Source organism: Pandoraea captiosa, assembly GCF_902459775.1.
GTDB classification, from domain to species: Bacteria; Pseudomonadota; Gammaproteobacteria; order Burkholderiales; family Burkholderiaceae; genus Pandoraea; species Pandoraea captiosa.
The window spans coordinates 289,386-315,038 of sequence record NZ_CABPSQ010000003.1; the positions used below are offsets into that span (position 1 = coordinate 289,386).

Here is a 25,653-nt window from a genome sequence, read left to right on the forward strand (position 1 = left end):
CGTCGCAGCGCCCGAGGCCGTCGAGGCCGTCGAGGCCGTCGAGGCGGTCGAAGTGTCCGGCGTCGGTTCGCGAGCGGCGCCGCCGGGGGCTGCATCGCCCGGGACCTGCTGCGGCAGGAGTCCGGCGACGGGGCCAGGTGGTGGATGGGCGGGGGGGAATTGGGTTGTCATGGTGTCCCCGGTTTTCGCGCCAGCTTCAGCACGTTCGGGTGGACACGTACGCCGCTGCGCGCGACGGTGTCGAGGTTGATATCGAATGTCACCCGCTCGGCATCGACGTTCAGGCAGAACATCGTGCCGAGCGTGCACGAATCGTTGCGCTCGCTGATCGTGAGCACGGCATGACCGGCAAGTGACGCCAGGACTTGACGACGCTCGGCGTCGCTGACGGCACCGAGATACAACGCATCGCACAACGAACCGATGGCAGGCTCCGCAGCGGATACCCGGTGCGCATCGACCGGCGGCGTACTGTTCGATGCCGCGCCCGGCGCACTCGATGATGCACCCTGCGGCGCGAGCAGTTCACGCGTGTAGTCGGTTTGACCCACGACGCACAAGCGCACGCGGGCGGGCGGTGTCGGCCAGCGGGTAAAACTGACAATGCCCAGCACGACCTGCCGCACATTGGCGTCGCGCACGCTCGCCGGGGCGACCGACGCGCCCGCGCTCGCGGGCGTCTGCGCCCGAGCGTGACCGAGCGGGACAGCGCTCAGCACCAGACAAAAGAGCATCAGACGCGCACGGATAAACAGAACCGCACGGCAATCGCGCCGCTGGCCCCGAATCACGCTGCTCGTCTTTGTCCAGACGCTATGCAATGCCGCCTTCCTCTTTGCCGAAATGTCCGTCGTCGCCGGAACGCCATTTCCTTCACGGTTGACGCTTTGTGAGTATCGCCTGCCGGAACCAGGCCGCATCATACCGAAGGGCCCGGGTTCGAGCCATACACGGCGATGCCGGATGTCCGCGTCACCGGCGTCCCCAATCGACAGCATGCGCGTACCGGCCCGTTTTCGGAACCCCTTCCGACCTCGTGTTTTCCCTTGCCCGCGAGCGTTTGCAACGTGGCAGAATGGTGCGCATAACCGATTGAAAAACAAAAGGAATCGAGCGCGCCGATCGCTCGATTATCGAGATAAAAATCGCGACGCCAGGGAGGTGTTGCATGACGTTCCTGAACGCCGGCGGGACCGGCATTCGGGAGGTACGGACATGAATGATCCCGTACCTCGCCCGGTGCCCGACGTACAGGCGGAACTGAGCCGCGCTGCGCTCGACAGTGCGCCGTATGCCATGTTCGTGTGCACGGACGACGGCATGCTGGAGCGCATGAATACCGCCTTTACGCGCCTGACCGGCTATCGGCCGGACGACCTGCTTGGCAGGCGCAGTTTCCTGTCCCTGCTCGATCCGGCCGAACTCGCCCGCCGACGCCTGCCCGCCCTCGCCAGTCTGTCGGCCATCGAGCCCGTGCCGTACGACGACGAGTGGCATCTGCTCACGCACATCCGAAGCTGGCTGCCGATCCGCCTGGCGCTCTCATGTGTCGAACACGCCCCGGGCGAGCGCCGATGGGTCGGCATCGTGCTCGACCTCTCGCAGCAAGTCCAGGTGGCGTCACGGCTGTGGTACGTCACCCACCACGACCCGGTCACGAGCCTGCCCAATCAGACCCTGCTCAACGAGCGACTCGAACTCGCCATCCACCGATGCGCCCATCAGGGCGTCGGGCTGACGGTATTGCTCCTGGAACTCGATCATCTGCGCAAGCTGCGCAGCACGTTCGGGCCGCCGACGGCCGAGCTGGCGTTACGCATCGCCGCCGAACGCCTGCGTGAAGCCAGCGGCCCCGAAGATGCACTCGCCTGTCTCGGCGGCAGTCAATTCGTCATCGTCACCAACGAGACGGGGGACGGCGCGCGGTTGCTGGCGTCGCGAATTCAATCGCGGCTTGCCCAATGGGTGGACGTCGATCAGAACGCCGTGGCGCTCGACGCCAGCATCGGCGCGGTCAGTTATCCCGACCATGGCAACACGCCGGAAACGTTGTTGCGTCGCGCCCACCTTGCGCTCGGCGTCGCCAGCGCCGCCGGTGGCGGTGTGCGCTTTTTCAGCAGCGAGATGGACGCGCAGACGCGGCGCCGCAACGAACTGGAGGGATTGCTGCGCGTGGCGGTACATGAGCACGCGCATTCGCAGCTTCATCTTGTCTATCAGCCGCAGGTTACCCTCACGAGCGGCGAAATTCGCAATGCGGAAACCCTCCTGCGCTGGCGTCACCCGACACTTGGTGCGGTCGGCCCGGCCGAGTTCGTGCCGGTGGCCGAGACTTCCGGTCTCATCCTGCCGCTGGGCGAATGGGTCATGCAAACCGCCTGCCGGGAAGCCAGCCGCTTGTTGCGCCGATGCGGCCACCTGCCGCGCATCTCCGTGAACGTCTCGGCCCAGCAGTTCGCGCGTCAGGATGTCGTGGGCATGGTCGAGCGGGCGCTGAATGCGAACGCGCTGGAGCCACGCCATCTTGAAATCGAGATCACGGAGACCGTGTTGCTGGGCGACTCCAGCGCCGCCGTGGGCTGCCTGCGCGCGCTGCACGAGATGGGCGTGGAGATCGCCGTCGACGACTTCGGCACCGGCTACGCGAGTCTGGCCTACCTCACCCGCTTTCCCGTGCATCGGCTCAAGATCGACCAGAGCTTCGTGCGCGACATGCTCACGCATGCGCCCAGCCACGCCATCGTGAGCGCAGTCATCGCCATGGCGCACTCGCTCGGACTGCGCGTCACGGCCGAGGGCGTGGAGACGAAGGCGCAGGCGCAGCGGCTCACCGAACTGGGCTGCGACGAAGCACAGGGATTCTGGTTCGCCCGCCCCGTCGACGCCCAGGGCTTCTATCACCTCCTGGCGCCGCTGGGCAGCGGAGCGCGGCGCTGATCGCGCTGGTCCTTGCCGGTGCTTGCCAAATAAGGCCCCGGCATGCCTGGCAAATCGTGCATCCGGCCCCGCCTTTTTTGTCGAGATGGCATGTCAAGACTCGCGCGTGACTTTAGAACGCGGTATGGTACGTCGCGAAGGGATTCCCCCGAACGACGTTGCAACGAGGAATAACGCCATGAAAACCAAAGCCGCCATTGCCTGGGAAGCGGGCAAGCCCCTTACCATCGAAGAAGTCGATCTGGAGGGGCCGCGCGCCGGCGAAGTGCTGATCGAGGTCAAGGCCACCGGCATCTGCCATACGGACTACTACACACTCTCGGGCGCCGACCCGGAAGGCATCTTCCCCGCCATCCTCGGCCATGAGGGTGCGGGCGTGATCGTCGACGTCGGCCCGGGCGTCACCACGCTCAAGAAAGACGACCACGTCATTCCGCTGTACACGCCGGAATGCCGTCAGTGCAAATTCTGTCTGTCGCGCAAGACCAACCTGTGTCAGGCGATCCGCAGCACGCAGGGCCGCGGCCTGATGCCGGATGCCACGTCGCGCTTCTCGCTCGACGGCAAGCCCATCTTCCACTACATGGGCACTTCCACCTTCTCGAACTACATCGTCGTGCCCGAGATCGCCGTGGCGAAGGTTCGCTCGGACGCCCCGTTCGACAAGGTTTGCTACATCGGCTGCGGTGTCACGACCGGCGTGGGCGCGGTCGTCTACTCGGCGAAGGTCGAAGCCGGCGCGAACGTCGTCGTCTTCGGTCTCGGCGGTATCGGCCTGAACGTGATTCAGGGCGCGAAAATGGTCGGCGCCGACAAGATCATCGGCGTCGATATCAACCCGGGCCGCGTCGAACTCGCGAAGAAGTTCGGCATGACGCACTTCATCAATCCCAATGAGGTCGAGAACGTCGTCGACACCATCGTGCAACTCACCGACGGCGGTGCGGACTATTCGTTCGAATGTATCGGCAACGTCACGACCATGCGTCAGGCGCTGGAATGCTGCCACAAGGGCTGGGGTCAGTCGTTCATCATCGGCGTGGCCGCAGCCGGTCAGGAAATCAGCACGCGTCCGTTCCAGCTGGTGACCGGCCGCGAGTGGAAGGGTTCGGCGTTCGGCGGCGCGCGCGGGCGCACCGACGTGCCGAAGATCGTCGACTGGTACATGGAAGGCAAGATCAACATCGACGACCTCATCACGCACACCCTGCGCCTTGACCAGATCAACGAAGGCTTCGATCTGATGAAGCGTGGCGAGTCGATCCGCTCCGTCGTGCTGTACTGATTGCGCGCAACTGCACGCATGCGTGTGGTTGCCGTACCCCGACGGACGAGAATGCAACGGCGGCGGCATGCTTTGGAAGCTTCGAAAGCTTCGGAAGCGCATGTCGCCGCCGTTGGCATTTCCGGGCGTGCCGAGCATCGTGACTGCGCAACACCGGCATAACGGACACGCGCAGGTGACGAGCAGGTGACGAGCAGGTAACGCGCAGGAATATCGCTGCAACGTTTCGTTACGCGATAGCGCAAACCATCGGGCGACGCGGCGGGTCGAACCGGCATGCAGAGCGCAGCGCCTGATGGGGAGGGTCGAAGGGATTGGCTTACCGGAGGGTGCTGCTTCGTCACAACAGGGAGACGACCATGAACAAACGAACCTTGCCGCTCGTTCTCGCGGGTACTGCGATGCTCACTACGCTTGCGGCGCTGCCCGAAGCGGCGTCGGCGCAGTCGGGACAGGCCGTCATCAATGCGTCGGCCAACGTGCGCGCCGGTCCGGCCACCGACTACCCTGTCGTCGCGCAAGCGGCGGCCGGCGTGCCCGTAACGGTGTACGGCTGCATCTCCGGGTATTCGTGGTGCGACATCGGTTTGCCCGGGACGCGCGGCTGGATTTACGCGGCGCTGCTGAGTTACCCGTATCAGGGCAATCCGGTGCCCGTGCTCAACTACGGGACGATGATCGGGCTGCCGATCATCACCTTCTCGATCGGTGCGTACTGGGGCAACTATTACCGGAATCGGCCTTGGTACAACGACCAGCGCTACTGGCATCGTCCGCCGCCGGGTCCCCGGCCGCCGCACTGGAATCCGGGGCCGCCACCGCGTCCGCCGGGTGGCTATTACCCGGGGAATCGCCCGCGTCCGCCGGGACATGGTGCGGGGCCTGGGCCGGGTCCGAGACCGCCGGGGCATGGTGCGGGTCCGGGTCCACGTCCGCCGGGACAGGGGGGTGGTCCGGGCCCGCGTCCGCCGGGTGGCGGAGGGGGAGGCGGGCATGGGGGTGGACATGGGGGTGGACATGGGGGCGGCCACGGCAACGGTGGCCGACCGCCGGGGGGAGGCCCGGGCGGACAGAACCGATAGCGCCAAAAATCGGGGTGGTTGAACTCGGGTGTATGAGGGCGGGGGTTATCGGTGCCCTGACGGAGCGACTTTCAGGTGGAGCGCAGTCAGGGTATCGGTAACCCCCGCGGCCCGGGCGGATGCCTGAGCGAGGCGGAGATACCGGGATGTGGTTTTCATCACCACAGGAACAGGAACAGAAAACGCCCCCACGAACGAATCGCGGCAGCAAATTCAGCAACCGCTGCACGCGCTGTGGGAAAAACGCTTAAAATGTGAGCAATTCCGGCCAGGCGGAGGTGCCGAACTGGCGCCGATGGCCGGACCGCAGGACAGCGAGCCCTTGCACACATGATGTCTTTCGACGTCGACGTGCAGTCAAACATTGCAGACCCTTCAGCAGACCCATCTCCGGTGTGCCGTCGCGAAAACCGCGACGGTCACGGCAGTCCGGCAGGATCCTCGGTAAGTCTCGATCGTGTTCGTCCCGCCCCGGCGTGCTCAACGGCGCGTCGTGGCATGCCTATCGCCTCGCCGTCACCGACGCGCGCCACCCGCGCCCGCCGGTGACGGCTGATTGCCGTTGCGTCGCCCGATTGGCGAGCGCCGGCAGCGCTAGCGCATCGACGTGGTTCGTCAACCCCTGTGGCCGTCCGCCACGCATGGGAACGAGCGGCCACAAGCCCGGGGTGCCCTTGCAGCCAGGTCGCGGGACACGTCTCCCGTGGATTTCCCGATGGCGCACGTCGTGCGTGCGCCAGGGACATACGTTGCAGGAACCTATTGCAGTCAATGAGTCTTTTCCGAACCAAGAACATCGAGAACATGCTGGCCGCCGGCCGCACCGGCAGTCTCAAGAAAGTGCTGGGCCCCGTCGACCTCGTCCTCATGGGCATCGGGGCCATCATCGGCACCGGCATCTTCGTGCTCACCGGCACGGGTGCACTGACCGCCGGCCCGGCGCTCACCCTCTCATTCATCATCGCGGCCATGGCCTGCGGCTTCGCGGCGCTGTGCTATGCCGAGTTCGCGTCCACCATCCCCGTCTCAGGTTCCATCTACACCTACAGTTACGCCACCCTCGGCGAAATCGTCGCGTGGATCATCGGCTGGGACCTGATGCTCGAATACGGCCTCGCTTCCTCCGCCGTGTCCGTAGGGTGGTCGGGGTATTTCCAGTCGCTCGCAGCCGGGTTCGGCATGCACCTGCCTGCGGTAATCACCGCCGCACCCGGCAGCGTGCCCGGCGTGACGACCTTCATCAACCTGCCCGCCGTCGTCATCATGCTGCTCATCACGTGGGTGCTGTCGTACGGCGTGCGTGAATCGGCGCGCATCAACAACCTCATGGTGGCGATCAAGATCGGTGTGGTGCTGCTGTTCATCGCCGTGGGCGTTTGGCACGTCAAACCCGCCAACTGGACGCCGTTCATGCCCTTCGGCACCAGCGGCATGTTCAATGCGGCGGCGCTCGTCTTCTTCGCGTTCATCGGCTTCGACGCCGTGACCTCCGCCGCCGAAGAAGTCCGCAACCCGGGTCGCGACCTGCCCGTCGGCATCATCGGCTCGCTCATCGTCTGCACCCTGCTCTACGTGGCCGTGGCCGCGATCATGACCGGCATCGTGCCGTTCGCGCAGTTCGCCGGAGTTGATCATCCGGTCTCGCTGGCCCTGCAATACGCCGGACAGAACTGGGTCGCCGGGTTCGTCGATCTCGGGGCGATTCTCGGCATGACGACCGTCATTCTCGTGATGACGTACGGCCAGACACGCATTACCTACGCCATGTCGCGCGATGGCCTGCTGCCGCCGCTGCTCTCGCACATCCACCCCACGCACAAGACACCGTTCGCGGGCACCTGGATCGTCGGGGTGATCTTCGCCGTGATTGCGGGGTTCGTGCCGCTGGGCGTGCTCGCGGAACTGATCAACATCGGCACCTTGTCGGCGTTCGCACTCGTCTCCGTGGCCGTACTTGTGCTGCGTCGCACGCGTCCCGACCTGAAGCGCGCGTTTCGCGTGCCGGGTGCGCCGGTCGTGCCGCTCATCTCGGCCGGTCTGTGCCTGTTCCTTATGGCGCATCTGCAAGCCGCCACCTGGATCGCCTTCGTGGTCTGGCTGGCCATCGGCATGGTGATCTACTTCACGTATGCCCGTCGCAACGCGCTGCTGCACAAGCACGGCTGAGCGCAGAACCACGCGCCGTGACGCTGCCTCAGACGACACCGATCGCACGGATTGATGCGTCTCGCGCGCATACGCGACTGAGCGTATAGTCCGGTTCAGGCACTCAAGGGCCTGGGGACTTGGGGCTCGGGCGATACATAAGTGTCCCCGGGCCCCTTCCACATGCGCCTTCGACGTTGTTGCCCCCGCCGTTGCTTCACCCGCCTTCGCCGCACTCGCATCACGCAAGTCGCTCGTGCTTACCGCCGTCGTTGCCTCTTTTGGTTGTTTCTCGTCGTTGTTTCTCGTCGTTGTCTCTTGCGGTTATCTCTTGCGGTCGCTCACCGCGTCCGACACATCGCTCTGCCAAGGAAAAAGAACATGCGCCGTTATGTCCTGCTCGCTGCCCTGCCTGTTGCGTTCGCCGCAGGTGTCGTGTCCTCGCACTTCGTCACTTTCATGCCCAGCGCCGTCGCGCAAGGTGCCCCTCTGACACCTTCGACACCTTCGACACCGTTGACACCGCAGATCATCGACGTCGGCGCCATGACCGACGAACAGATCGGCAAGCTCGTGCCGAACGTCGGTACACTGCGCAGCCGTACGCTGGTCGCGACGCAACACGGCACGGTCGCCGTGCAAAGCGGCAACGTGCCGCGTCACACCCATCAGGATGCCGACGAAATCCAGTATGTCGTTTCCGGCAGCGGCACTTTCTGGCTGGGCGACCAGCAGCGCGAGGTGCATCCGGGCGACCTGATCGTCATTCCGCGCGGCACCGTGCATGCCGGATCGCAAAACACCAATGGTGAGTTCAAGGTGCTGGCGATCAAGCTGCCGCCGCAAGCGCCGAGCGATATTCAGTGGGTGAAATAAGGACGTCGAGGCGCCGGCAAAGAGGGGCGGCGCACGCACTCGTGCGCGTGCCTCGCCCCTGGCGCGGCATTCAGCCGAAATTGCGGTTGAGCCAGACGGCACCGTAGCCGAGCGCGAACATCGTCAGCAACAGCGGCACGGAAATGCGAATGATCTGAATGACCAGCGGACGCGGCGGCAACGCCTCCTCCTGCGGCATACGTCCGGCCTCATGCAGCGCGCCCGTGCACAACGCCGCCGCCACCGCACTCGCAAACACCCAGAAGGTCTGGTTGTATAGCAAAGCGATGAGCAGCAACGTGAGCGCCACGTTGCGTCCGTGATAGATCAGATTGACGGTATTGCGAAAGGCTTGCGGCGACATGTCGGAAAAGCACTGACGCGTGCACGGATGCACCGCCTGCGCAAAGAGTGTTGTTTTTGTCGTTTTGACCTGCGCCCCCCACAGCGTGTCGTGAGATGTCGCGGCCCTTGAGAAGCTAAGCAGAGCTTATCCAGTCCTAACGGCGTTTGCCAGCCGAGTCTTTAGCCGAGCCTGTCGCTGAATCTTCAGGCCCGTGCGCCCGGAATGGCGCGCGCATGACGCGCATCCCCATGGCCCGCGGGCGCGTTGCGCGCCATGGAACACGTCATACGAATGGGGTATCCTCCCCCGCATGACAGCCCCCGCCTCCACCCGTATCCAGCATGCCACTCGGGACGCCAGCGAGCGTGCCCCGAAGCGTGCCGTCTATGTCATCGTGGCGCATCCGCGCTGGCGCGACTCGCGCGTGAATCGCCGCCTTCTCGAAGCCGCACGCGGCATCGAAGGCGTCGACGTCAACGATCTCTATTCGACGTATCCCGACTTCAGCATCGACGTGGCAGCCGAGCAGCAACGTCTCTCGCGTGCCGATCTGATCGTGCTGGTGCATCCGATCTACTGGTACAGCATGCCGCCGTTGCAAAAGCTCTGGTTCGACGAAGTGCTGTCGTGGGGCTGGGCTTACGGTCAGGACGGCCACGCGCTGGCGAACAAAGACCTCTGGCTGGTCGCCAGCACCGGCGGCCCGGAAGACAGCTATCGGCGCGACGGCTATAACCAGCACGAATTCTCTGCGTTCCTGCCCCCGTACGAACAGACCTCGCACCTGTGCGGCATGCGCTTTCTGCCGCCGCACGTGCTGTATGGCGCGCGTCGCTGCGACACCGCCGCGCTCGACGCACATGTCAGCGCATTCGCCGGGCGTCTTGCAACGTACCCCCACTGGCCGGAACTCGTCTCGATGGCTGACGCCGCCGAATGCCAGGCCATTCCGGCAACCGATCGCCCGCGCTGTGCGACCGGGCTGACGGGGGCCGACGCGAACACAAGCGTCAGCGACACCGGGAGGTCCGTCTGATGGAACATGTGCCTGCCTGGCTGCTGGCCAGTCTGATTTATCTCGCGGCCGCCGTCATCGTCGTGCCGTTGTCACGCGCCCTCGGTCTGGGCGCCATCATCGGCTATCTCGCCGCCGGGATCGCGATCGGGCCGTGGGGACTCGGCCTCGTCTCGCGCGTGGAAGATGTGCTGCACTTCGCCGAGTTCGGCGTGGTGCTGATGCTGTTCCTCGTTGGCCTCGAACTGGAACCGCGGCGTCTGTGGAGCCTGCGACGGCCGATTTTCGGCTGGGGTTCGGCGCAGGTCATCGGCTGCGCCGTGCTGCTCTTCGTCGCAGGCATCGCGCTGGGCGCCCCGTGGCGCATTGCGCTCGTCGCCGCCCTGGGCCTTGCGCTGTCGTCCACCGCCATTGCGTTGCAGGTGATGGCCGAACGCAACATGCTCGCCACCGCCAGCGGTCAGGCGGGTTTCTCCATCCTGCTGTTTCAGGACGTCGCCGCCATTCCGATTCTGGCGTTGCTGCCGCTGCTCGCGAATTCCGTCGACAGTCACGCCATGACGGGCACGACGCGCGCCCTCGAAGCGTTGAAGATCGTCGGCGTGATTGCCGCCATCATCCTCGGCGGACGACTGGCGCTGCGTCCATTACTGCGCTGGATCGCCAACAGCAAGACCCCGGAGATCTTCACGGCGGCGGCTCTCCTGCTCGTCGTCGCCATCGCGACTCTGATGCAAGTCGTCGGGCTATCCATGGCGCTCGGCGCCTTCCTCGCTGGCGTCCTGCTTGCGGAGAGCGAATATCGTCGCGAACTCGAAACCGACATCGAACCGTTCAAGGGATTGTTGCTGGGCCTGTTCTTCATCGCCGTGGGCATGAGCATCGACTTCGGCGTGTTGCTCGCGCAACCGCTGCGCATGATCGCGGTCGTCGTCGGCTTCCTGGCGCTCAAGGGACTCGCGATCTACAGCCTGTCGCGACTGATGCAACTGCCGTATCAGGAACGGCCGATCTTCACGCTGCTGCTGGCCCAGGGCGGCGAGTTCGCGTTCGTCGTCTTCCAGTCCGCCGGGCCACAGGTGCTGCCCCCGGCCGTGTCGTCATTTCTGATCGGCGCCGTGGCGCTCTCGATGCTGATCTCGCCGCTGCTGCTCGTTGCCATCGACAAGTGGTTGTTGCCGCGCTACAGCATGAAGGGCTCACCGCGCATGGAAGAGATTTCCGAGCCGCAGACGGCAAACGTCGTGATTTGCGGTTTCGGGCGTTACGGGCAGATCGTAGGTCGTGCGCTGATGCCCCAAGGCGTGTCCGTCACCGTGCTCGACCACGACCCCGACACCATCGAAAGTCTGCGGCAGTTCGGCTTTCGGGTGTTTTATGGCGATGCGACGCGTCTCGATCTGCTGCGCATCGCGGGCGTGGCGAACGCGCGCGCCGTCGTGATTGCCGTGGACGACGTCGATCAGTCGCTCGAAATCGCCGATCTGATGCGCGAACACTTCCCCGGCGTACCGGTCGTCGCCAGAGCGCGCAACGTCGGCCATTTGTTCCAGCTTCGCGAGCGTGGCGTGCAGCACATCGAGCGCGAAGTCTTCGAGTCTTCGCTGCGCAGCGCACGCTCGGTGCTCGAAGCGCTCGGATGGCCCGCGGCCGAAGCCCGCGAGGCGACCATGGCGTTCAGGCGCGCCAATGTACAGCTGACGGACGACATGTATCCCTCCTATCAGGATCGCAACAAGATCATCGCCACCGCGAAGGAGGGGCGTCGTCAGTTCGAGGAGCAGATGGCGCGCGAGCGTGCGACACGTCGCGCCCAGCGCCAGGTGACGTTCGGCTGGGATGGTGAGCATGCCCCCGACGACGCCCGCGCACCAGCCAAGTCATCAGCTAAGTCATCAGCCAAGTCAACGGAGGACACGGGGCAGACGGCGGACGGGACGGAAAACCGTCGCGCCTGACGCGATAGCGCACGGCGCTAACGCCCGCGACCCATCGAATCCGCCTGTCGCATCGACAGGAAGATTGGTCATGGCGCGCCGATCGGTTGCCGTCAGTCGAACGGCTTGAAGTGGCCGTCGGTCGGCGCACGTGCATCGGCGCGAAGCCGCGTTTCGGCGTCCACACCAGCGAGCCCGCGATAGTACAGATGCACGGCAATGGCCGCCGAATAGCGACGGATTTCCACGAGCGTGAGATGCGCATGCTCGGCGGACGTGAACATCAGATACGGCGATTCCTCTTCAATCAGACTCGCGACCTGATGCAAACCGTGGCGATGCAATACCTCGGTGAGTTCGTCGCGGCTGCGATGCGTATGGGCATCGGTGGTCGGGTACATCATTCGCAGCAGGACAAGCGGATGATCGGCGACGGCAAGCGACAGCGCCTGTACGACAGCGTGACTATCGAGCGCCGTGGCCACGGCGTCACCTTCGGGACGATGCTGCGGAAAGAGTTGCTCAAGGGTCAGCGACATGATGTGTCCATGGCAAGTAGCTGCAAAAACTGCGACAGCGGTTCTACAGTCTAGTCACGTCTTCCCCCGCGATATAGCGCATGGCGCGAATACCTGCGTTGCACGCGCCGCAACAATTACGAAATATTTCGACGCCGCTTCACGACGATGCTCCTGATGGCGCCGACAAAATCGGCCCGCCTGTACGGCACATGCGTATGGCTGATGGTATGATTTTTGCCGACGCCGACAGGACTCATACCGATGCGATATCCCGATCAGATGTCCGACACGTTAGCGGCAGCCGTGGCTGAGGCCGACCATGTCATGCGCCATTGGCAATACGACGCCGAGGGGCCCGTGAAAATTGGTTCGGACTCCCACAAACGCATGTTCTGCCGCATGCTGTTGGAGTCTCACAATCCCTATAAGCCTGCCGTCATCGAGTGGCCGAAGCTGCCGCCCGATGCGCTCAAGCGCCTGACGGCCCTGCCCATCTGGGACATTGCCGTGCAGACGGAAGGCCGTGCGTCCATTCGTGTGGCGACCTACGCCGCCACGATCCAGGACCCGCTGCTGCGCGAGGCGCTCGTCATGGACGGCGACGAAGAAGCGCGCCACAAGGTCGTGCTGTCCCGACTGGTCGAAGCCTACGGCATCGAACTCGCGCCGGAGCCCCCCTACCCGCCGCCCAAGGATCCCGAATGGGCGTGGATGAAGACCGGCTTCAGCGAATGTATCGACAGCTTCGTCGCGTTCGGCCTGTTTCGTTCGGCGCAGCGCTCCGGCTACTTTCCCGAAGCGCTCGTCGAGACGTTCGAACCGGTCATTCAGGAGGAAGCGCGCCACATTCTGTTCTTCGCGAACTGGGTCGCGTGGTATCGGCGCACGTTGCCATTCTGGAAGCGGCCGTGGTTTTACGCGCGAGTCGCGGCCGTGTGGGTGACGCTGATTTGGGATCGCATGGCGATTGCGCGCGGCATCGACACCGACGGTGTGGCGCGCGACGCCAACTTCCCTGCCACCGGCACCGCCGATATCGGCGAATCGCTCAAGCCGCGCGATCTGATTGCCCTGTGTCTGGAAGAAGATGCGCGACGCATGGACGGCTACGACAAGCGCCTGCTGCGTCCGACGTTCGTGCCGAAACTCGCGCGACTCGCGTTGCGCTTCATGAAGACCTGAGGGTGACCGGGGTGTGGGCGTTCCTGCCCCCTCACCCGCGCCGCAAAGACAAAAAAAACCGTCCCGAGTACGACACTCGGGACGGTTTTTTTCGTGTGCTACGGCGCCGGCCTTGTCAGCCGGTCGGCGATCAGCTGCCCTGGAATTCGTTCAGTTGACCGGCAGCGCGGGCGCGGGCGAGGTCTTGCTTCACTTCGGCGCGCGACACGCTCTGACCTTGCGACGCAAGGATCGGGTAGCCGACATCGGTCTCGGCGAGCAGGCCTTGAGCGCGAGCGTCAGCCAATTCCGACTTCACATCGGCGCGGGTCTTGCTCGGGCCCGATGCGACGTACACCGGATAGTCGGCGTCACCTTGCGGGATCAGACCATTGGCGCGCGCTTGCGCCAGATCGGCCAGCACGGCAGCGCGGGTCAGCGGTTGACCTTGCGAAGCGACGTTGGGGTAGTTGTTACCGTTCTCGGCAGCATTGCTGGCAACAGCACCCAGCGAGGCGACAGCGGCGATAAGGGCGATAGCGATGTTCTTGCGGTTCATTTTCAGACTCCTGTCAGTTGCGACGACTTTGTTTTGAATTGCGCCGTCGATGGAAGGAAGTCTAGAACTCGCCATCGCGATGAAAAACGCGAAATTTGTTCAGGAACTATTGCGCGTTTTAATGGGAATTAACGCACCACATCGGTGCATTCGCACACATGAAAACGCCGCTGGCGTCGGTGGTACCGACCCGCAGCGGCGTCGCAATGCCTTGGAATACTCGGCAACGCCGTCGGTCGCCGAGCCAGTCACCGAATCAGTCGTCGAGTGAGGCGCCCAGCGCGTCGAGCAGGAAATTCGTGCCGCGCTCTCGCGACCCGGCGTCGTCATAACCGTCCAGAAACGCGCCTTGCTCGGTCATGACGAGGTGCGTGCCACCATCGCGCGCCTTGAGGTCGATGGTCGCGAGCGACACCGAAATCTTGCGCGTATCCAGATGCATTTCGTAGGCGTACACCAGGCGCGTATCCGGCACGACGTCGTAGTACAACGCGTCGAACGTCGACACCATGCCGCTCTGCCATTTGCCCTTGGCCACCTCGCGTCCGCCGGGGCGAACGTCCATGGACCGCTCGATCAACGTCAGCCCTTCGCCGCGCGCGAACCAGCGGTCCTTGGCCTCGCGCTCGACCAGTGCGCGGAACACGCGAGCAGGAGATGCGGGGTACTGGCGCTCGATGCGAAACGTTCCGTGCACGACGCTGCGGGCCGTCGGCGCCTCGGCCTCGCGCATGACTTCGCGCCCGAGCTTGTCGAGTGTCTGCGTCCAGCCCTGTCCTGCGCCTTCGGGCATCCAGGCGAACGCGGGGTCGAGCACCGTATATCGCTGTTCCACGTCCAGCCGTGTGCCCTGCGCCACATCGGTAAACGTTGCCTGCGTGAGCGCGCCGAACAGTTCGTGTCCCTTCTCGTCGGTCACCTTCATGTCGATCACGAGGCGCTTCGGGGCATCCACTTCGACGAAGCGACCGCGAATCCAGTGCGACTCGCCCTCGGGGGACTGCATGCGCAAGTCGAAAGCGCCGCCCTCGCGCGCCTCGATCTGCGCCTCGGGGATCGTGTAACCGGTGGGGCAAAACCAGCGTTTGACGGCCTCGGTCGTCGTCCACGCGCCGAACACCGTTTCGCGGGCCACCGCGTAAGTCCGGCCAACGGTCAACGGACGGGGCTGCGTGGTCGCTTTTGCTTCACTTGCTGTCGTCATGAAGGTCTCCTTCGGGCGGCAGGCTGGCCAGATACTCGCCCAATCGGTCGAGATGGCCCTCCCACTCGTGACGGCGCTGATTGATCCATCGCTCGGCGAGGCTCAGCGCCTGAGGTTCGATCCGGCACGTGCGCACACGACCGGCCTTTTCCGTTCGCACCAGACCCGCGCTCTCCAGCACGGACAGATGCTGCATGACCGCCTGCAACGACATCGCCAGCGGTTGCGCAAGCGCACTCACCGACGCCGGCCCCTGTGCCAGCCGCACGAGCATGGCCCGGCGAGAGGCATCGGCCAGTGCCTGAAAAGTCAGATCGAGGGTGTTGTCATGGTCAAGCATGTACTTGAGTATAGTCGCGTCAGAAACTAAAGCAAGAACTTTAGTATTAAAAATTGAGGAAGGCGTCGCGCCGCGAGCTCAGGTGATGATGTGATGCTCGCGGGCGCGCACCTGCGCGGTGTGCTGGCGGTGCAGGATTTCTCGCAGTGACTGCTCGATGGTCTCGGACATGGCGTCGAGCGCCAGATCGTTCGGCTCCAGTCCGAACGGCTCCTCGATCTCCGCGCTCACGGCTTCCAGCGCAAAGAACGTGTACGAAATGAAGGCAACGATGACCGGCGTCATGGGACCGATGGAGTCGATCAGGCCGAACGGCAGGAGCACGCTGTACAGATAGGTCACCCGATGCAGGATGACGCCATACGTGAACGGGATCGGCGTGGTGGCAATCCGCTCGCAGCCGCCGATCGCTTCGCCCAGTCGGTCCAGATGCATCTCCATGACCTGCGCGAGCGGCGCTTCGATCTGACCGCGCATACGGCGCTCGCGCAACCATTCGCCGGCCATCAGCAGAATCGTGATCGGCTTGAATTGCTTGCGCGCCAGGCACGCCACGTCTTCCTGACTCAGCAAACGCTCGAAGTCGGCGCGCGGGTCCGTGCCACGCAATTGATGACGCATGCCATGCACGAAAGCGATCAGATAGGCAACGAAGCGGGGCGAATCCGACGTGTCGGACACCAGCGTCATCGACTGACGCGAGAGCGCCCGCGTTTCATTGAGCACGCTGCCCCAGAGCATGCGGGCCTCCCAATACCGGGCGTAACTCGTGGTGTTGCGAAAGCCGAGAAAGATCGCGAGCGTAATACCGATCAGCGAGAACGGGATGAACGTGAGCGGGATCTTCCATTCGAAAATGCGCCCATGGGCGAGCGTGACGGCAATCGAGATGATCGTGGTGAAGATGAGCTGCGGTGCGATCTTGGGCAAGATCGAGCCACGCACGACGAACAGCATGCGCAGCCAGTGCAGGTTGGGACGGACGATCATGGCGACGAAGGCGCTCGCAAGCGCTGGGAAACCGGCCGTGGGGGTAGCCGTTGGGCCCGGATGATACGCCCATATTCGCGGCATTGAAATGATTTCGGCCCATGGCCCGGGACTCTCCCACCGAATCGTCGCAATGACCGACCGATGGCAAAACGCCCGTCGGGCGAACCTTCGACGGGCGTTTGCATCGTCCTGCACTTCACCGGGTCGGACGTTACTTCACCTCCAGCGCCTGTGCGAGCGTCACCGGGTCCTGGAAGATGCTCGAAAAGTCGAGTCCCCCATGACCGTTCGCGCGATGGACCTCGAAGATGCGCCGGGCCAGATCGCCCAATGGCGTCGCCACGTTGCTGGACTCCGCAGCGCCATGCGCGAGACGCAAATCCTTCGCCATCAGATCGGTCGCGAAACCGCCTGTATAGCCACGTGACGATGCGGCATTCTCCATCACGCCGGGACACGGGTTGTAGACCTCCAGCGTCCAGTTGCGTCCGGAGCTTTGCTGCATCACGGCCGAGAGCACTTTCGGGTCGAGGCCGTTGGCGATGCCCAGACGCAGTGCCTCGCTCGTTCCCGCCATCAGAATGCCCAGCAGCATGTTGTTGCATAGCTTGAGGGTCTGGCCGGCGCCGAGCGGGCCGCCGTGGTGAATGGCCTTGCCCATGTTGCCGAGCAATGGGCGCATGCGCTCGACGAGCGCTGCGTCGCCGCCGACCATGAACGTCAGCGTGCCCGCAGCAGCCCCCGCCGTGCCGCCCGAGACCGGGGCGTCTAGCAGTTGTGTGCCCGAGCGGGCAATTTTCGCCAGTTGACGTGGGATCTCCGGCGGCACCGTACTGCTGTCGATGAGCACGGCATCCTGCGGTGCGTTGGCCAGCACGCCTTGCGGACCGTCGTATGCGGCGAGCACGTGCTCACCGGCGGGCAGCATCGTGATGACGACCTGCGCATCGCGCACGGCATCGGGAATCGACTGCGCCGCTTTTCCGCCAGCGGCCACCAGTCGCTCCACCGCTGCGCCCGACAGATCGAAGCCGCGCACCGCATGCCCGGCGCTCACCAGATTGGCCGCCATCGGGCCGCCCATGTTGCCCAGGCCGATGAAGGCCACGCGTAGCGCCGCCCGAGTCTCCTGCCCAGTCCCTTGCTGAATTTCCGTAGCCATCGTCTGTCTCCGACATCTTCGATGTGTTCAGGGGCACGCGAATTACTTCAGCGTAATCGTGGTGTTGACGCCCGCCGGGCCGGTGCCGCGCGCTTGCCAGCGCGCCGTGACGGTCTTCGTCTGCGTCCAGAACAGGATCGCCTGCTTGCCGTTCGGCCCCAGATCGCCCAGCTTCGACGCCCGCGACCCCGTGAAGCTGAACCAGGCGACCGGCACCGGAATCGGCAGGTTGATGCCGACCTGACCGACGTCGATCTCATTCTGGAACTGACGCGCCGCGCCGCCGTCCTGCGTGAACAGCGCCACGCCGTTGCCGTTCGGGTTTGCGTTGACGAAGGCGATCGCCTCATCGAGCGTATCCACGCCCGTCATGCACAGGACCGGCCCGAAAATTTCCTCGCGATAGATCGACATGTCGGCCGTCACCCCGTCGAAGATCGTCGGGCCGACGAAGTTGCCCTGCGGCGCTTCGCCGACCGCGTGGCCGCGTCCGTCGAGCAGCAGCTTTGCGCCCTCTTCCACCCCGGCGCCGATGAGCTTTTCCACACGTGCACGCGCCTGCTTCGAGACGAGCGGACCCACGTCCGCCTTGCGATCCGTGCCCGGCCCGACCTTGAGCGCCCGCGCACGTTCGACCAGCTCCGGCACCCACTCGCGCGCTTCGCCCACGAGTACCGCGACGGACGTGGCCATGCAGCGCTGTCCGGCGGCGCCGAATGCCGCACCCAGCAGGTGATTGATCGCCTGCTCGCGGTCGGCGTCCGGCAGGATCACACAGTGATTCTTTGCGCCCATCATGGCCTGACAACGCTTGCCCGCCTCCGACGCGCGACGGTAGATGTGCGTGCCGACATGCGTCGAGCCGATGAACGACACGGCCTTGATATCCGGGTGATCGCAAATGGCGTTGGCGATGTCCGGCCCGCCATGTACCACGTTAAGCACGCCCGGCGGCAACCCGGCTTCGAGCGCGAGTTCCGCGAGACGCAGCGATGCGCTCGGATCCTGTTCCGACGGCTTGAGCACGAAGGTGTTGCCGGTGGCGACGGCCAGCGGAAACATGAAGCAAGGGAGCATCACCGGGAAGTTGAACGCGGTAATACCGGCACAGACACCGAGCGGTTCGATGAGCGTGTAGACGTCCACGCCACCGGCCGCATTCTGCGCATACTCGCCCAGTTGCAGGGAGGCAATCGAGCACGCGTGCTCCACGACTTCGAGTCCACGCCCCACTTCGCCTTCCGCGTCGGGCAGCGTCTTGCCGTGCTCGCGCGTGATCAGTTCGGCCAGCTCGCTCGTGTGATCGCGCAGCAGTTGCTGAAAGCGCAACATGACACGCATGCGATTGGCCTGCGACGTATTGCGCCAGCCCTTGTAAGCGGCCTTGGCGGAGGCCACTGCCGCGTCGAGTTCTTCGGGGGTCGCAAACGGCACGCGCGCGACGACTTCCTGCGTCGCCGGGTTCACGACGTCACGCCATTGCGACGTCTTCGATTCAACACGCTTGCCGTCGATGAGCAGCGGAATGGTGGGTAGGGACATGACACGCTCTCCAGATCGAAACGAATACGGATGAAAGAATTCGGGGAAAATTACTTCGCGGCCGTGCTCGTCTTCACGAGCGAGCAAGTCGATTTCGACAGCGGCTGGAAGGCTTCCGTCGCCGGGACGGTGGCCACTTTCGTGTAGTAATCCCACGGTCCTTTGGACTCGGCGGGAGACTTCACCTTGAACAGATACATGTCGTGAATCACGCGACCGTCGGGACGAATCGACGCGTTGTGCATGATCGGATCGCGAATCGGCAATTCACGCATTTTCTGCGCAACGACCTTGGCTTCGACGCTCTTGGCAGCCGCCACCGAGCGCAGGTAGTGCAGCACGCTCGAATACACACCGGCCTGGACCATCGTCGGCTTCAGGTTCTTGTACTTTTTCTGGAAGCGGTCGGACCACTTGCGCGAGGCGTCGTCGAAATCCCAGTAGAACCCGTCGGTAAACAACAGGCCCTGTGCGGTGTTGAGACCCAGAGCGTGAACGTCCGACAGAAACACCAGCAGCGCCGCGAGCTTCTGCCCGCGCTGCACGATGCCGAATTCCCGTGCTTGCTTGAGCACGTTGACGGTGTCCTGACCGCCATTCGCCAACGCCACGACCTGCGCCTTCGAGCTTTGCGCCTGCAACAGGAACGACGCGTAATCGGACGCATTGAGCGGATGACGTGATTGACCGACGACCGTGCCGCCGAGCGTCTTCACGATATCGGCGGCGTCTTTCTCCAGCGAATGCCCGAAGGCGTAGTCGACCGTGATGAAGTACCAGGACTTGCCGCCGTCACCCACCACGGCGCGTGCGGTGGCAGCCGACTGGGAATAGGTGTCGAACATCCAGTGAAAGCCCGTGGGCGAGCAGTCTTCGTTTGTCAGACGTGTGGTCGCCGGGCCGGAGAAGAGGACGACGCGCTGCTTGTCCATCGCGAGCTTCTGCACGGCGAGCGCGGCAGCGGAGTTGGTCAGGTCGGCAATCGCATCGACGTTGTCCCGGTCGAACCACTCGCGCGCCTTGTTGGCCGCCACGTCCGCCTTGTTCTGGTTGTCGGCCGAGACCAGTTCGACCTTCATGCCTTTGCATTCGGCGGCCAGACAGTCGTCGATGGCCATTTGCGCCGCCACGACCGACCCGGCGCCGCCCATTGCGGAATACGTTCCCGACATATCGGTCAGCACCCCGACTTTCACGGGACGATCCGGCAACTGCGCAAACGAACCGACGCACGACAATCCCAAACCCGCACCGAGTCCCAGCGCGAGCAGCCACGGCTTGATCTTCATCGCTTTTTGTCTCCTTGAGGTCTTTATTGAGGTCTTTTTCGATCTCTTCTTGGTCTCTTATGCTTTTGCCGCCGACGTCTATGCGTGGCGCTCATAAATTGTATTTGTGCGAATTTGCTTTACATAGCGCATCGCTGCATCTACTTTGTGCAGAAATACACATAGGAGACAGCGCAATGGCACGTACCGGCGCGATGCGATCGACCAGTCCCTCCGGCGCCCCGGGGGCCGAGCCGCGCCCGGACTGGGACGACCTTCGCTACTTTCTGGAAGTTGCACGAACCCAGCGGGTCAGCGCTGCGGCCGTGCGCCTCGGCGTGGATCACACGACCGTCTCGCGACGCGTGCGCGCGCTGGAGCAGGCGCTGGGCACGCTACTGTTCGACAAGTCGCGCAATGCGGGCTTTGCTCTGACGCCCGAAGGGCAGCAATTACTCGTGTACGCCGAACAGATGGAGACGGCGCTGCAATCGGCGTGCGAACAGGTGGCCGGTCTGGGACAGACCCTCTCGGGCCATGTGCGCATCGGTTCGACCGAGGCTTTCGGTACCTATTTCGTGACACCGGTGCTCTCGCGATTTCAGCGCGAATATCCCGCGATCGATTTCGACGTGCTGCCCGTGCCGCGCTTCGTGAGTCTGTCCAAACGCGAGGCCGATCTGGCCATCACCATCGAGCGTCCGCAGCGCGGGCCGTATGTGTGCAGCAAGCTATGCGATTACCGCTTGCAGTTGTACGCCACCCCCGGCTACCTCGCGCGCTACGGCGAGGTAAAAACGTTCGCCGACCTCGCGGATCGCCGGTTCATCAGCTATGTGAACGAACTGACGTTCAGTAACGAGTTGCGCTATCTGGAGGACATCGTGCCGGGCGGCAATGTGGTGCTGCGCAGTACCAGCGTCATTGCGCAATATCAGGCGGCATTGCAAGGCGAGGCGCTGGCGATCCTGCCGTGCTTCATGGCGGCGCAAGACCCGCGCCTCGTGCCGCTGCTGGTCGACGACGTGGTCGTCACCCGCAGCTTCTGGATTTACTGCCACGAAGAGTTGCGCACGCTCAAGCGCATTACGGTGCTGTGGGACTATCTGCGCGACGCCGCCCAACGCAACGACGCGCTGCTGCAAGGCACGGCGGGGCAGTTGCAGCTCGCTTGACGGCGACCTAATGTGGGGTCGGTCAGATTGGCGTTGGGTAGGTGTCGCGTTGGTGTCGCGTTGGTGTCGCGTTGGTTGCGTCAGCGAATCTTGCGTTGCTCTTCCTCGATGACACCGGGCACGACCGCACGCATGACCTCGATGAAGCGGCGTAGTCGTGCGGGGTAGTACTTCGCATACGGATAGATGAGGTACATCGGCAACGGCGTTGAGCGCCATTGCGGGACCAACTGGATGAGGCGGCCCTGAGAGATGTCCTCGGCCATCACCCAGGCCGATGCCACCCCGACCCCAAGCCCCCGCAATGCGGCACTGCGCAACGCGAACAGATTGTCGGTACTCATGCGCGGATCGAATGTAATGCGCTCCGATTCGTGCGTCTGCCGATGTGCCAGCGTGAGCTCCGTGCGGTAGAACGTGGTGAGGGCAAGCCACGGCAGCGCCATCAGGTCGGCCGGCCGCTGCGGCGGCGTGCGTCCGCGCACCAGTTCGGGCGACGCCACGACGATGCGCGGCACGTCGGTCAACAAAATCGCCACGTTCGAGGGATCGCGCAACTCGCCCACATGAATGGCGCAATCGACGCCTTCGGCAATGAAGTCGGGCTCCCTGTCTTGCAGGAACCAGTGGACCTTCATGCGCGTGTAACGCTCAAGGAAATCGACCAGCGGCCCGATCATCATGTCCTGCCCGAATGCGTGCGGTACGAACACACGCAGCGTGCCCTCCGGCTCGTCGCCCGTGCCGCGCAAATCCGCTTCGAATGCTTCCCAGCTCGTCACCAGTTCCTTGGCTCGCGCGAAGCAGCGCTCCCCGTCTTCCGTGAGTTTCATCCGGTGGGTGGAGCGCTGAAGCAGTCGCAGACCGAGCGAGCGTTCGAGCATTTGCAGACGCCGGCTGACGGTCGGTTGGGTCGTGCCGAGCAAGGCGGCGGCGGCCGACAGACTGCCGGATTCGACGATGCGCACGAAGGTCTGCATCAGTTCGACACGGTCGGCGCCACTGGGCCGCGCCGCCGCTGTGCCAACCGCCGGATGTGGGGAATCGAGAGATTCTTTCATACGCCGCACGTATAAAGGTTGTACGGATTATAGGCCTACCGCTGCACCGCACCAAGCGAGACACTACGCCCCGTGCCTAATCCACTGGAGCCTCACTTATGAGTTCCGCTCAGCTTTCGAACACCGCCCCGACCGCCCGCCCGCAGCCCGAGCTCTCCGCCCGGCTGATCCTGCTGCTTGCCACGGGTACCGGTCTTACCGTGGCCTCGCTTTACTATGCGCAACCGATGCTCGGCATCATGACCGACGACATCCACGCGGCCAATACGACCGTCGGTTGGGTGCCGACGCTCACCCAACTGGGTTACGCGCTGGGCATTCTGCTGCTGGTGCCCCTTGGCGATCGCATCGACCGCCGCCGTATCGTGCTGACCAAGGGGGTGATTCTCACGCTCGCCCTGCTGCTTGCCGCCTTCGCTCCGGGCATCGGCACGCTGCTCGTCGCCAGTCTCGCCATCGGGTTGACGGCGACCATGGCGCAGGACATCGTGCCCGCGGCCGCGGCGCTCGCGCCCGAGTCGATTCGGGGACGTGTCGTGGGCACGGTCATGACCGGTCTGCTGCTTGGCATTCTGCTCTCGCGCGTCGTGTCCGGTTTCGTCGCGCAGAACTTCGGCTGGCGGGCGATGTACGTCGTCGCCGCTATCAGCGTGGCGGCTTTCGGTCTGGTGGCCTGGCGTGGCCTGCCGTCGTTCCATCCGACGACGCAGCTGACCTATCGCCAACTGATCGGCTCGGTGGTAGGGCTTTGGCGCCGTCATCCGGCATTGCGCCGGGCCGCGTTCGCGCAGGGCCTGCTCTCCGTCGGCTTCAGCGCTTTCTGGTCGACGCTGGCCGTGATGCTTCACGAAGCGCCCTTCCATCTGGGCGCCGCGGCTGCCGGTGCGTTCGGGCTGGCGGGTGCCGCCGGTGCGCTCGGTGCGCCGATTGCCGGTCGCATCGCCGACAAGAAGGGACCGCAGGTCGTCACGCGTCTGGGGGCCGCCATGGTGGCCGTCTCGTTCGCCGCCATGTTGTTCGCACCGATGCTCAGCCCGCATGCGCAACTGTGGCTGATCGGCCTGGGCGCCATCGGCTTCGACCTTGGGGTGCAAGTCGCGCTGATCTCGCATCAGACCATCGTGTACGGGATCGAACCGGCAGCCCGCAGCCGCCTGAACGCGGTGCTGTTCGTCTGCGTGTTCATCGGCATGTCGCTCGGCTCGGTGCTCGGCTCGCAGGCATTGGCTTACTTCGGCTGGACAGGTGTTGCGTCGCTCGCCACGCTGGCCGCCCTCGGGGCACTGGCCGTTCGGATGTGGCCGGGCACGACGTCGGCGCACTGAGCGATCTGGCGACGATCTTGCGACTTAGGGACCTGCGGCAGATACACCGAAATACGTAACAAGGGCCTTGCAGACAACCCACCGTCTGCAAGGCCCTTTGCGTTGGCGCCAACGATCCGTGACGAAGACGCTTAGCGGACGGCCGCCTTTGCCACCCCCGCCAGCGCACGTTCGAACAACTCGTGGGCGTCGATGTCCGCGAGGTCGAGCCCGAACCGCCCCTGCAGCACGTCGGCAAGGTGAGAGGCACCGGCAATTCGGGTCTCTTCGAGCACATCGCCGTTCGGACCGCGCTCGACGAGCCGGGTGTCGAGCAACGCCAATCGCCCGTGCGGCAGCACCCGGCACGCCATGAGATGATTGGTGAAGATGGACTCCGGCGCGCTCGACGTGTACCAGTTGCCAAGCTTGTAGTCGATCCACTCGGCCGGTCGCGGCGTGAAACGATAAGTCGGCAGCCATGTCTGCGCCGACTTCACGCTCAGGCGGTATTCCGCAATCGCGTTGTCGTGGCTCGCCCGTACGTTTTCCAACTGAAACGTTTCGAGCGGCGTCGATTGCGCTTGTGTTGTATTCAGACGCAGCGGCGCGGTCAGCGTTACCGACCCGAAACCCACGTCCGCCAACCAGGATTCGCCGTCCAGCTCCACGCGCAGCAACATGTGCGTGAGCGGTGCTTCGACCGTGAACGTGCGGCCCCAGGCGACACGGCCGATCAACGGCGTGACATCGAATCCCAAATGGGTGAGCGCACTGGCGAAGAGCGCGTTTTGCTCGAAGCAGTAGCCACCGCGCTTCGCGTCGATCAGCTTGTCGGCGACCGATGCCAGATCGACGTTGACCGGCTTGCCACGAATCGGATCGAGGTTTTCGAAAGGAATGACCTGCGGGTGCAGCGCATGAATCGCGCGCAGCACGGCAAGCGAAGCCTCACGGGGGCCGGTATAACCGATGCGTTGGAAATAGCGTTCAGGATCGAAAGCCTGGGACATACGTGGCCGCCTCTTCAGTCGCTCGATTCGCAGAAGCGAATATGGTTGTTGAACGGATCCGTCACGGTCATCTGCTGCCCCCAGTCGAGTGCTTCGATGCCGGGGTTCATGTTCGGATAGCGCTTGGCCGACAGTTCGCGTTGATACGCCTGCACGCCGCGCATGAAGACGAAGGTCGTCGCCCCCGGGCTGGCGTCGCCGTAATGGCCGGACAGGTGCAGCGTCATGCCGGCGCGCGAGACCTGGCAGTACAACGGCATGCCGTCGGCGAAGCGATGCTCCCAATCCAGTCGGAAGCCCAGAAAGTCGACATAGAATTCGCGCGCCTTGGCTTCGTCGAAGATCCGGTGGATCGGCGCGACGGTATCGAACACGATGCCGTCATCGGCCGCCGATGCCACCTTGGCGGCGAGCACATTCCAGTCGGCAAAGCCGAACTGCGCGGCGATGGCTTCGAGGGACTGCGCGTGGGAGATATCGATGCCCTCGCGCGCGAGACGTTCGCGCAGGGACCGGGCCATGACTTTGGCGTCGAGATAGGTTCGCATGTTTGCCATCCTTGTGTCGTTCGATAGCGGCGCATTCGATCAGTGCTCGCGTTGCTGATGCGCGCCGCCTGAGGAACGGGACGGACATGCGTGACCTGCGATGCTTTCACCATTCCCTGACGGGAGCGAGCGGCAGGCAGCATCGGCCTTGGCGGCCATTCTAGCAGTAACGCCGGGCC

General features: G+C 64.2%; 24 protein-coding genes. 11 read left to right on the forward strand and 13 right to left on the reverse strand.

Going from position 1 to position 25,653, the window contains the following annotated elements; all coding sequences use genetic code 11:
* Positions 1–167: 167 nt before the first annotated feature.
* Positions 168–821 carry a regulatory sequestration protein YfiR gene (gene yfiR, locus PCA31118_RS11860; protein ID WP_246190200.1) on the reverse strand — a complete coding sequence of 218 codons (654 nt, stop codon included), beginning with the start codon at positions 819–821 and terminating at the stop codon, positions 168–170.
* Between the two features lie 394 nt (positions 822–1,215).
* Here yfiR and PCA31118_RS11865 point away from each other — a divergent pair, with 394 nt between their 5' ends.
* The 5 genes from PCA31118_RS11865 (at position 1,216) to PCA31118_RS11885 (ending at position 8,325) form a co-directional block, all read left to right on the forward strand.
* Positions 1,216–2,937: a putative bifunctional diguanylate cyclase/phosphodiesterase gene (locus tag PCA31118_RS11865; RefSeq protein WP_150625414.1), complete on the forward strand. Its 1,722-nt coding sequence runs from the start codon at positions 1,216–1,218 to the stop codon at positions 2,935–2,937.
* A 178-nt stretch (positions 2,938–3,115) separates the two neighbouring features.
* The gene (locus PCA31118_RS11870) at positions 3,116–4,222 is read left to right on the forward strand and encodes an S-(hydroxymethyl)glutathione dehydrogenase/class III alcohol dehydrogenase (protein WP_150560610.1); all 1,107 of its coding nucleotides are present in this window, start codon (positions 3,116–3,118) and stop codon (positions 4,220–4,222) included.
* Between the two features lie 359 nt (positions 4,223–4,581).
* Positions 4,582–5,304, forward strand: a complete 723-nt coding sequence (locus PCA31118_RS11875; RefSeq protein ID WP_150625415.1) for an SH3 domain-containing protein — start codon at positions 4,582–4,584, stop codon at positions 5,302–5,304.
* Positions 5,305–6,075: 771 nt separating this feature from the next.
* Complete coding sequence (gene bcaP / locus PCA31118_RS11880; protein ID WP_150625416.1) at positions 6,076–7,470, forward strand: branched-chain amino acid transporter BcaP; 1,395 nt, start codon at positions 6,076–6,078, stop codon at positions 7,468–7,470.
* 360 nt (positions 7,471–7,830) lie between these two features.
* Positions 7,831–8,325: a cupin domain-containing protein gene (locus tag PCA31118_RS11885; protein ID WP_150625417.1), complete on the forward strand. Its 495-nt coding sequence runs from the start codon at positions 7,831–7,833 to the stop codon at positions 8,323–8,325.
* A gap of 70 nt (positions 8,326–8,395) precedes the next feature.
* Here the strand turns inward: PCA31118_RS11885 and PCA31118_RS11890 are convergent, their stop codons facing one another.
* Entirely contained in the window at positions 8,396–8,689 is a 294-nt protein-coding gene (locus tag PCA31118_RS11890; protein WP_150625418.1) for a hypothetical protein, read from the reverse strand.
* A gap of 292 nt (positions 8,690–8,981) precedes the next feature.
* On the opposite strand from PCA31118_RS11890, the gene kefF reads away from it, so the two are divergent.
* Together kefF and kefC are read left to right on the forward strand one after the other, a co-directional pair.
* Entirely contained in the window at positions 8,982–9,707 is a 726-nt protein-coding gene (gene kefF / locus PCA31118_RS11895) for a glutathione-regulated potassium-efflux system oxidoreductase KefF (protein WP_150625419.1), read from the forward strand.
* Positions 9,707–11,644, forward strand: a complete 1,938-nt coding sequence (gene kefC / locus PCA31118_RS11900; RefSeq protein WP_150625420.1) for a glutathione-regulated potassium-efflux system protein KefC — start codon at positions 9,707–9,709, stop codon at positions 11,642–11,644. The genes kefF and kefC overlap by 1 nt, the downstream gene beginning before the upstream one ends.
* A gap of 92 nt (positions 11,645–11,736) precedes the next feature.
* On the opposite strand, the gene PCA31118_RS11905 is transcribed toward kefC, so the two are convergent.
* Entirely contained in the window at positions 11,737–12,162 is a 426-nt protein-coding gene (locus tag PCA31118_RS11905; RefSeq protein WP_150625421.1) for a hypothetical protein, read from the reverse strand.
* Positions 12,163–12,423: 261 nt separating this feature from the next.
* On the opposite strand from PCA31118_RS11905, the gene PCA31118_RS11910 reads away from it, so the two are divergent.
* Complete coding sequence (locus PCA31118_RS11910; protein WP_150625680.1) at positions 12,424–13,326, forward strand: ferritin-like domain-containing protein; 903 nt, start codon at positions 12,424–12,426, stop codon at positions 13,324–13,326.
* 130 nt (positions 13,327–13,456) lie between these two features.
* Here the strand turns inward: PCA31118_RS11910 and PCA31118_RS11915 are convergent, their stop codons facing one another.
* Entirely contained in the window at positions 13,457–13,864 is a 408-nt protein-coding gene (locus PCA31118_RS11915; protein WP_174990435.1) for a DUF4148 domain-containing protein, read from the reverse strand.
* 49 nt (positions 13,865–13,913) lie between these two features.
* Here PCA31118_RS11915 and PCA31118_RS27015 point away from each other — a divergent pair, with 49 nt between their 5' ends.
* Entirely contained in the window at positions 13,914–14,135 is a 222-nt protein-coding gene (locus PCA31118_RS27015; protein ID WP_174990436.1) for a hypothetical protein, read from the forward strand.
* On the opposite strand, the gene PCA31118_RS11920 is transcribed toward PCA31118_RS27015, so the two are convergent.
* The 6 genes from PCA31118_RS11920 to PCA31118_RS11945 all read right to left on the reverse strand — a co-directional run bounded on the left by PCA31118_RS11920 (position 14,121) and on the right by PCA31118_RS11945 (position 20,394).
* Positions 14,121–15,068 carry an SRPBCC family protein gene (locus PCA31118_RS11920; RefSeq protein ID WP_150625423.1) on the reverse strand — a complete coding sequence of 316 codons (948 nt, stop codon included), beginning with the start codon at positions 15,066–15,068 and terminating at the stop codon, positions 14,121–14,123. The genes PCA31118_RS27015 and PCA31118_RS11920 overlap by 15 nt on opposite strands.
* Complete coding sequence (locus tag PCA31118_RS11925) at positions 15,052–15,408, reverse strand: ArsR/SmtB family transcription factor (protein WP_044456996.1); 357 nt, start codon at positions 15,406–15,408, stop codon at positions 15,052–15,054. Before PCA31118_RS11925 ends, PCA31118_RS11920 begins: the two co-directional genes overlap by 17 nt.
* A gap of 78 nt (positions 15,409–15,486) precedes the next feature.
* Positions 15,487–16,398 carry a bestrophin family protein gene (locus PCA31118_RS11930; protein ID WP_150625424.1) on the reverse strand — a complete coding sequence of 304 codons (912 nt, stop codon included), beginning with the start codon at positions 16,396–16,398 and terminating at the stop codon, positions 15,487–15,489.
* A gap of 214 nt (positions 16,399–16,612) precedes the next feature.
* Positions 16,613–17,563 carry a 3-hydroxyisobutyrate dehydrogenase gene (gene mmsB / locus PCA31118_RS11935; protein WP_150625425.1) on the reverse strand — a complete coding sequence of 317 codons (951 nt, stop codon included), beginning with the start codon at positions 17,561–17,563 and terminating at the stop codon, positions 16,613–16,615.
* A 42-nt stretch (positions 17,564–17,605) separates the two neighbouring features.
* Positions 17,606–19,105 carry a CoA-acylating methylmalonate-semialdehyde dehydrogenase gene (locus PCA31118_RS11940; protein WP_044456999.1) on the reverse strand — a complete coding sequence of 500 codons (1,500 nt, stop codon included), beginning with the start codon at positions 19,103–19,105 and terminating at the stop codon, positions 17,606–17,608.
* Positions 19,106–19,155: 50 nt separating this feature from the next.
* Positions 19,156–20,394, reverse strand: coding sequence for an ABC transporter substrate-binding protein (locus tag PCA31118_RS11945; RefSeq protein WP_150625426.1), 1,239 nt, complete (start codon positions 20,392–20,394; stop codon positions 19,156–19,158).
* Between the two features lie 194 nt (positions 20,395–20,588).
* Between PCA31118_RS11945 and PCA31118_RS11950 the strand changes: the two genes are divergently transcribed.
* A complete protein-coding gene (locus PCA31118_RS11950; protein WP_150625681.1) occupies positions 20,589–21,548 on the forward strand; it encodes a LysR family transcriptional regulator in 960 nt (319 codons plus the stop codon).
* An 80-nt stretch (positions 21,549–21,628) separates the two neighbouring features.
* Here the strand turns inward: PCA31118_RS11950 and PCA31118_RS11955 are convergent, their stop codons facing one another.
* Positions 21,629–22,609, reverse strand: a complete 981-nt coding sequence (locus PCA31118_RS11955) for a LysR family transcriptional regulator (protein ID WP_246190201.1) — start codon at positions 22,607–22,609, stop codon at positions 21,629–21,631.
* 98 nt (positions 22,610–22,707) lie between these two features.
* Between PCA31118_RS11955 and PCA31118_RS11960 the strand changes: the two genes are divergently transcribed.
* Positions 22,708–23,934, forward strand: a complete 1,227-nt coding sequence (locus tag PCA31118_RS11960) for an MFS transporter (protein WP_150625427.1) — start codon at positions 22,708–22,710, stop codon at positions 23,932–23,934.
* Positions 23,935–24,065: 131 nt separating this feature from the next.
* Here the strand turns inward: PCA31118_RS11960 and PCA31118_RS11965 are convergent, their stop codons facing one another.
* Positions 24,066–24,926, reverse strand: coding sequence for an arylamine N-acetyltransferase family protein (locus PCA31118_RS11965; protein ID WP_150625428.1), 861 nt, complete (start codon positions 24,924–24,926; stop codon positions 24,066–24,068).
* 14 nt (positions 24,927–24,940) lie between these two features.
* Entirely contained in the window at positions 24,941–25,474 is a 534-nt protein-coding gene (locus tag PCA31118_RS11970; protein WP_150625429.1) for a glyoxalase superfamily protein, read from the reverse strand.
* Positions 25,475–25,653: the final 179 nt, after the last annotated feature.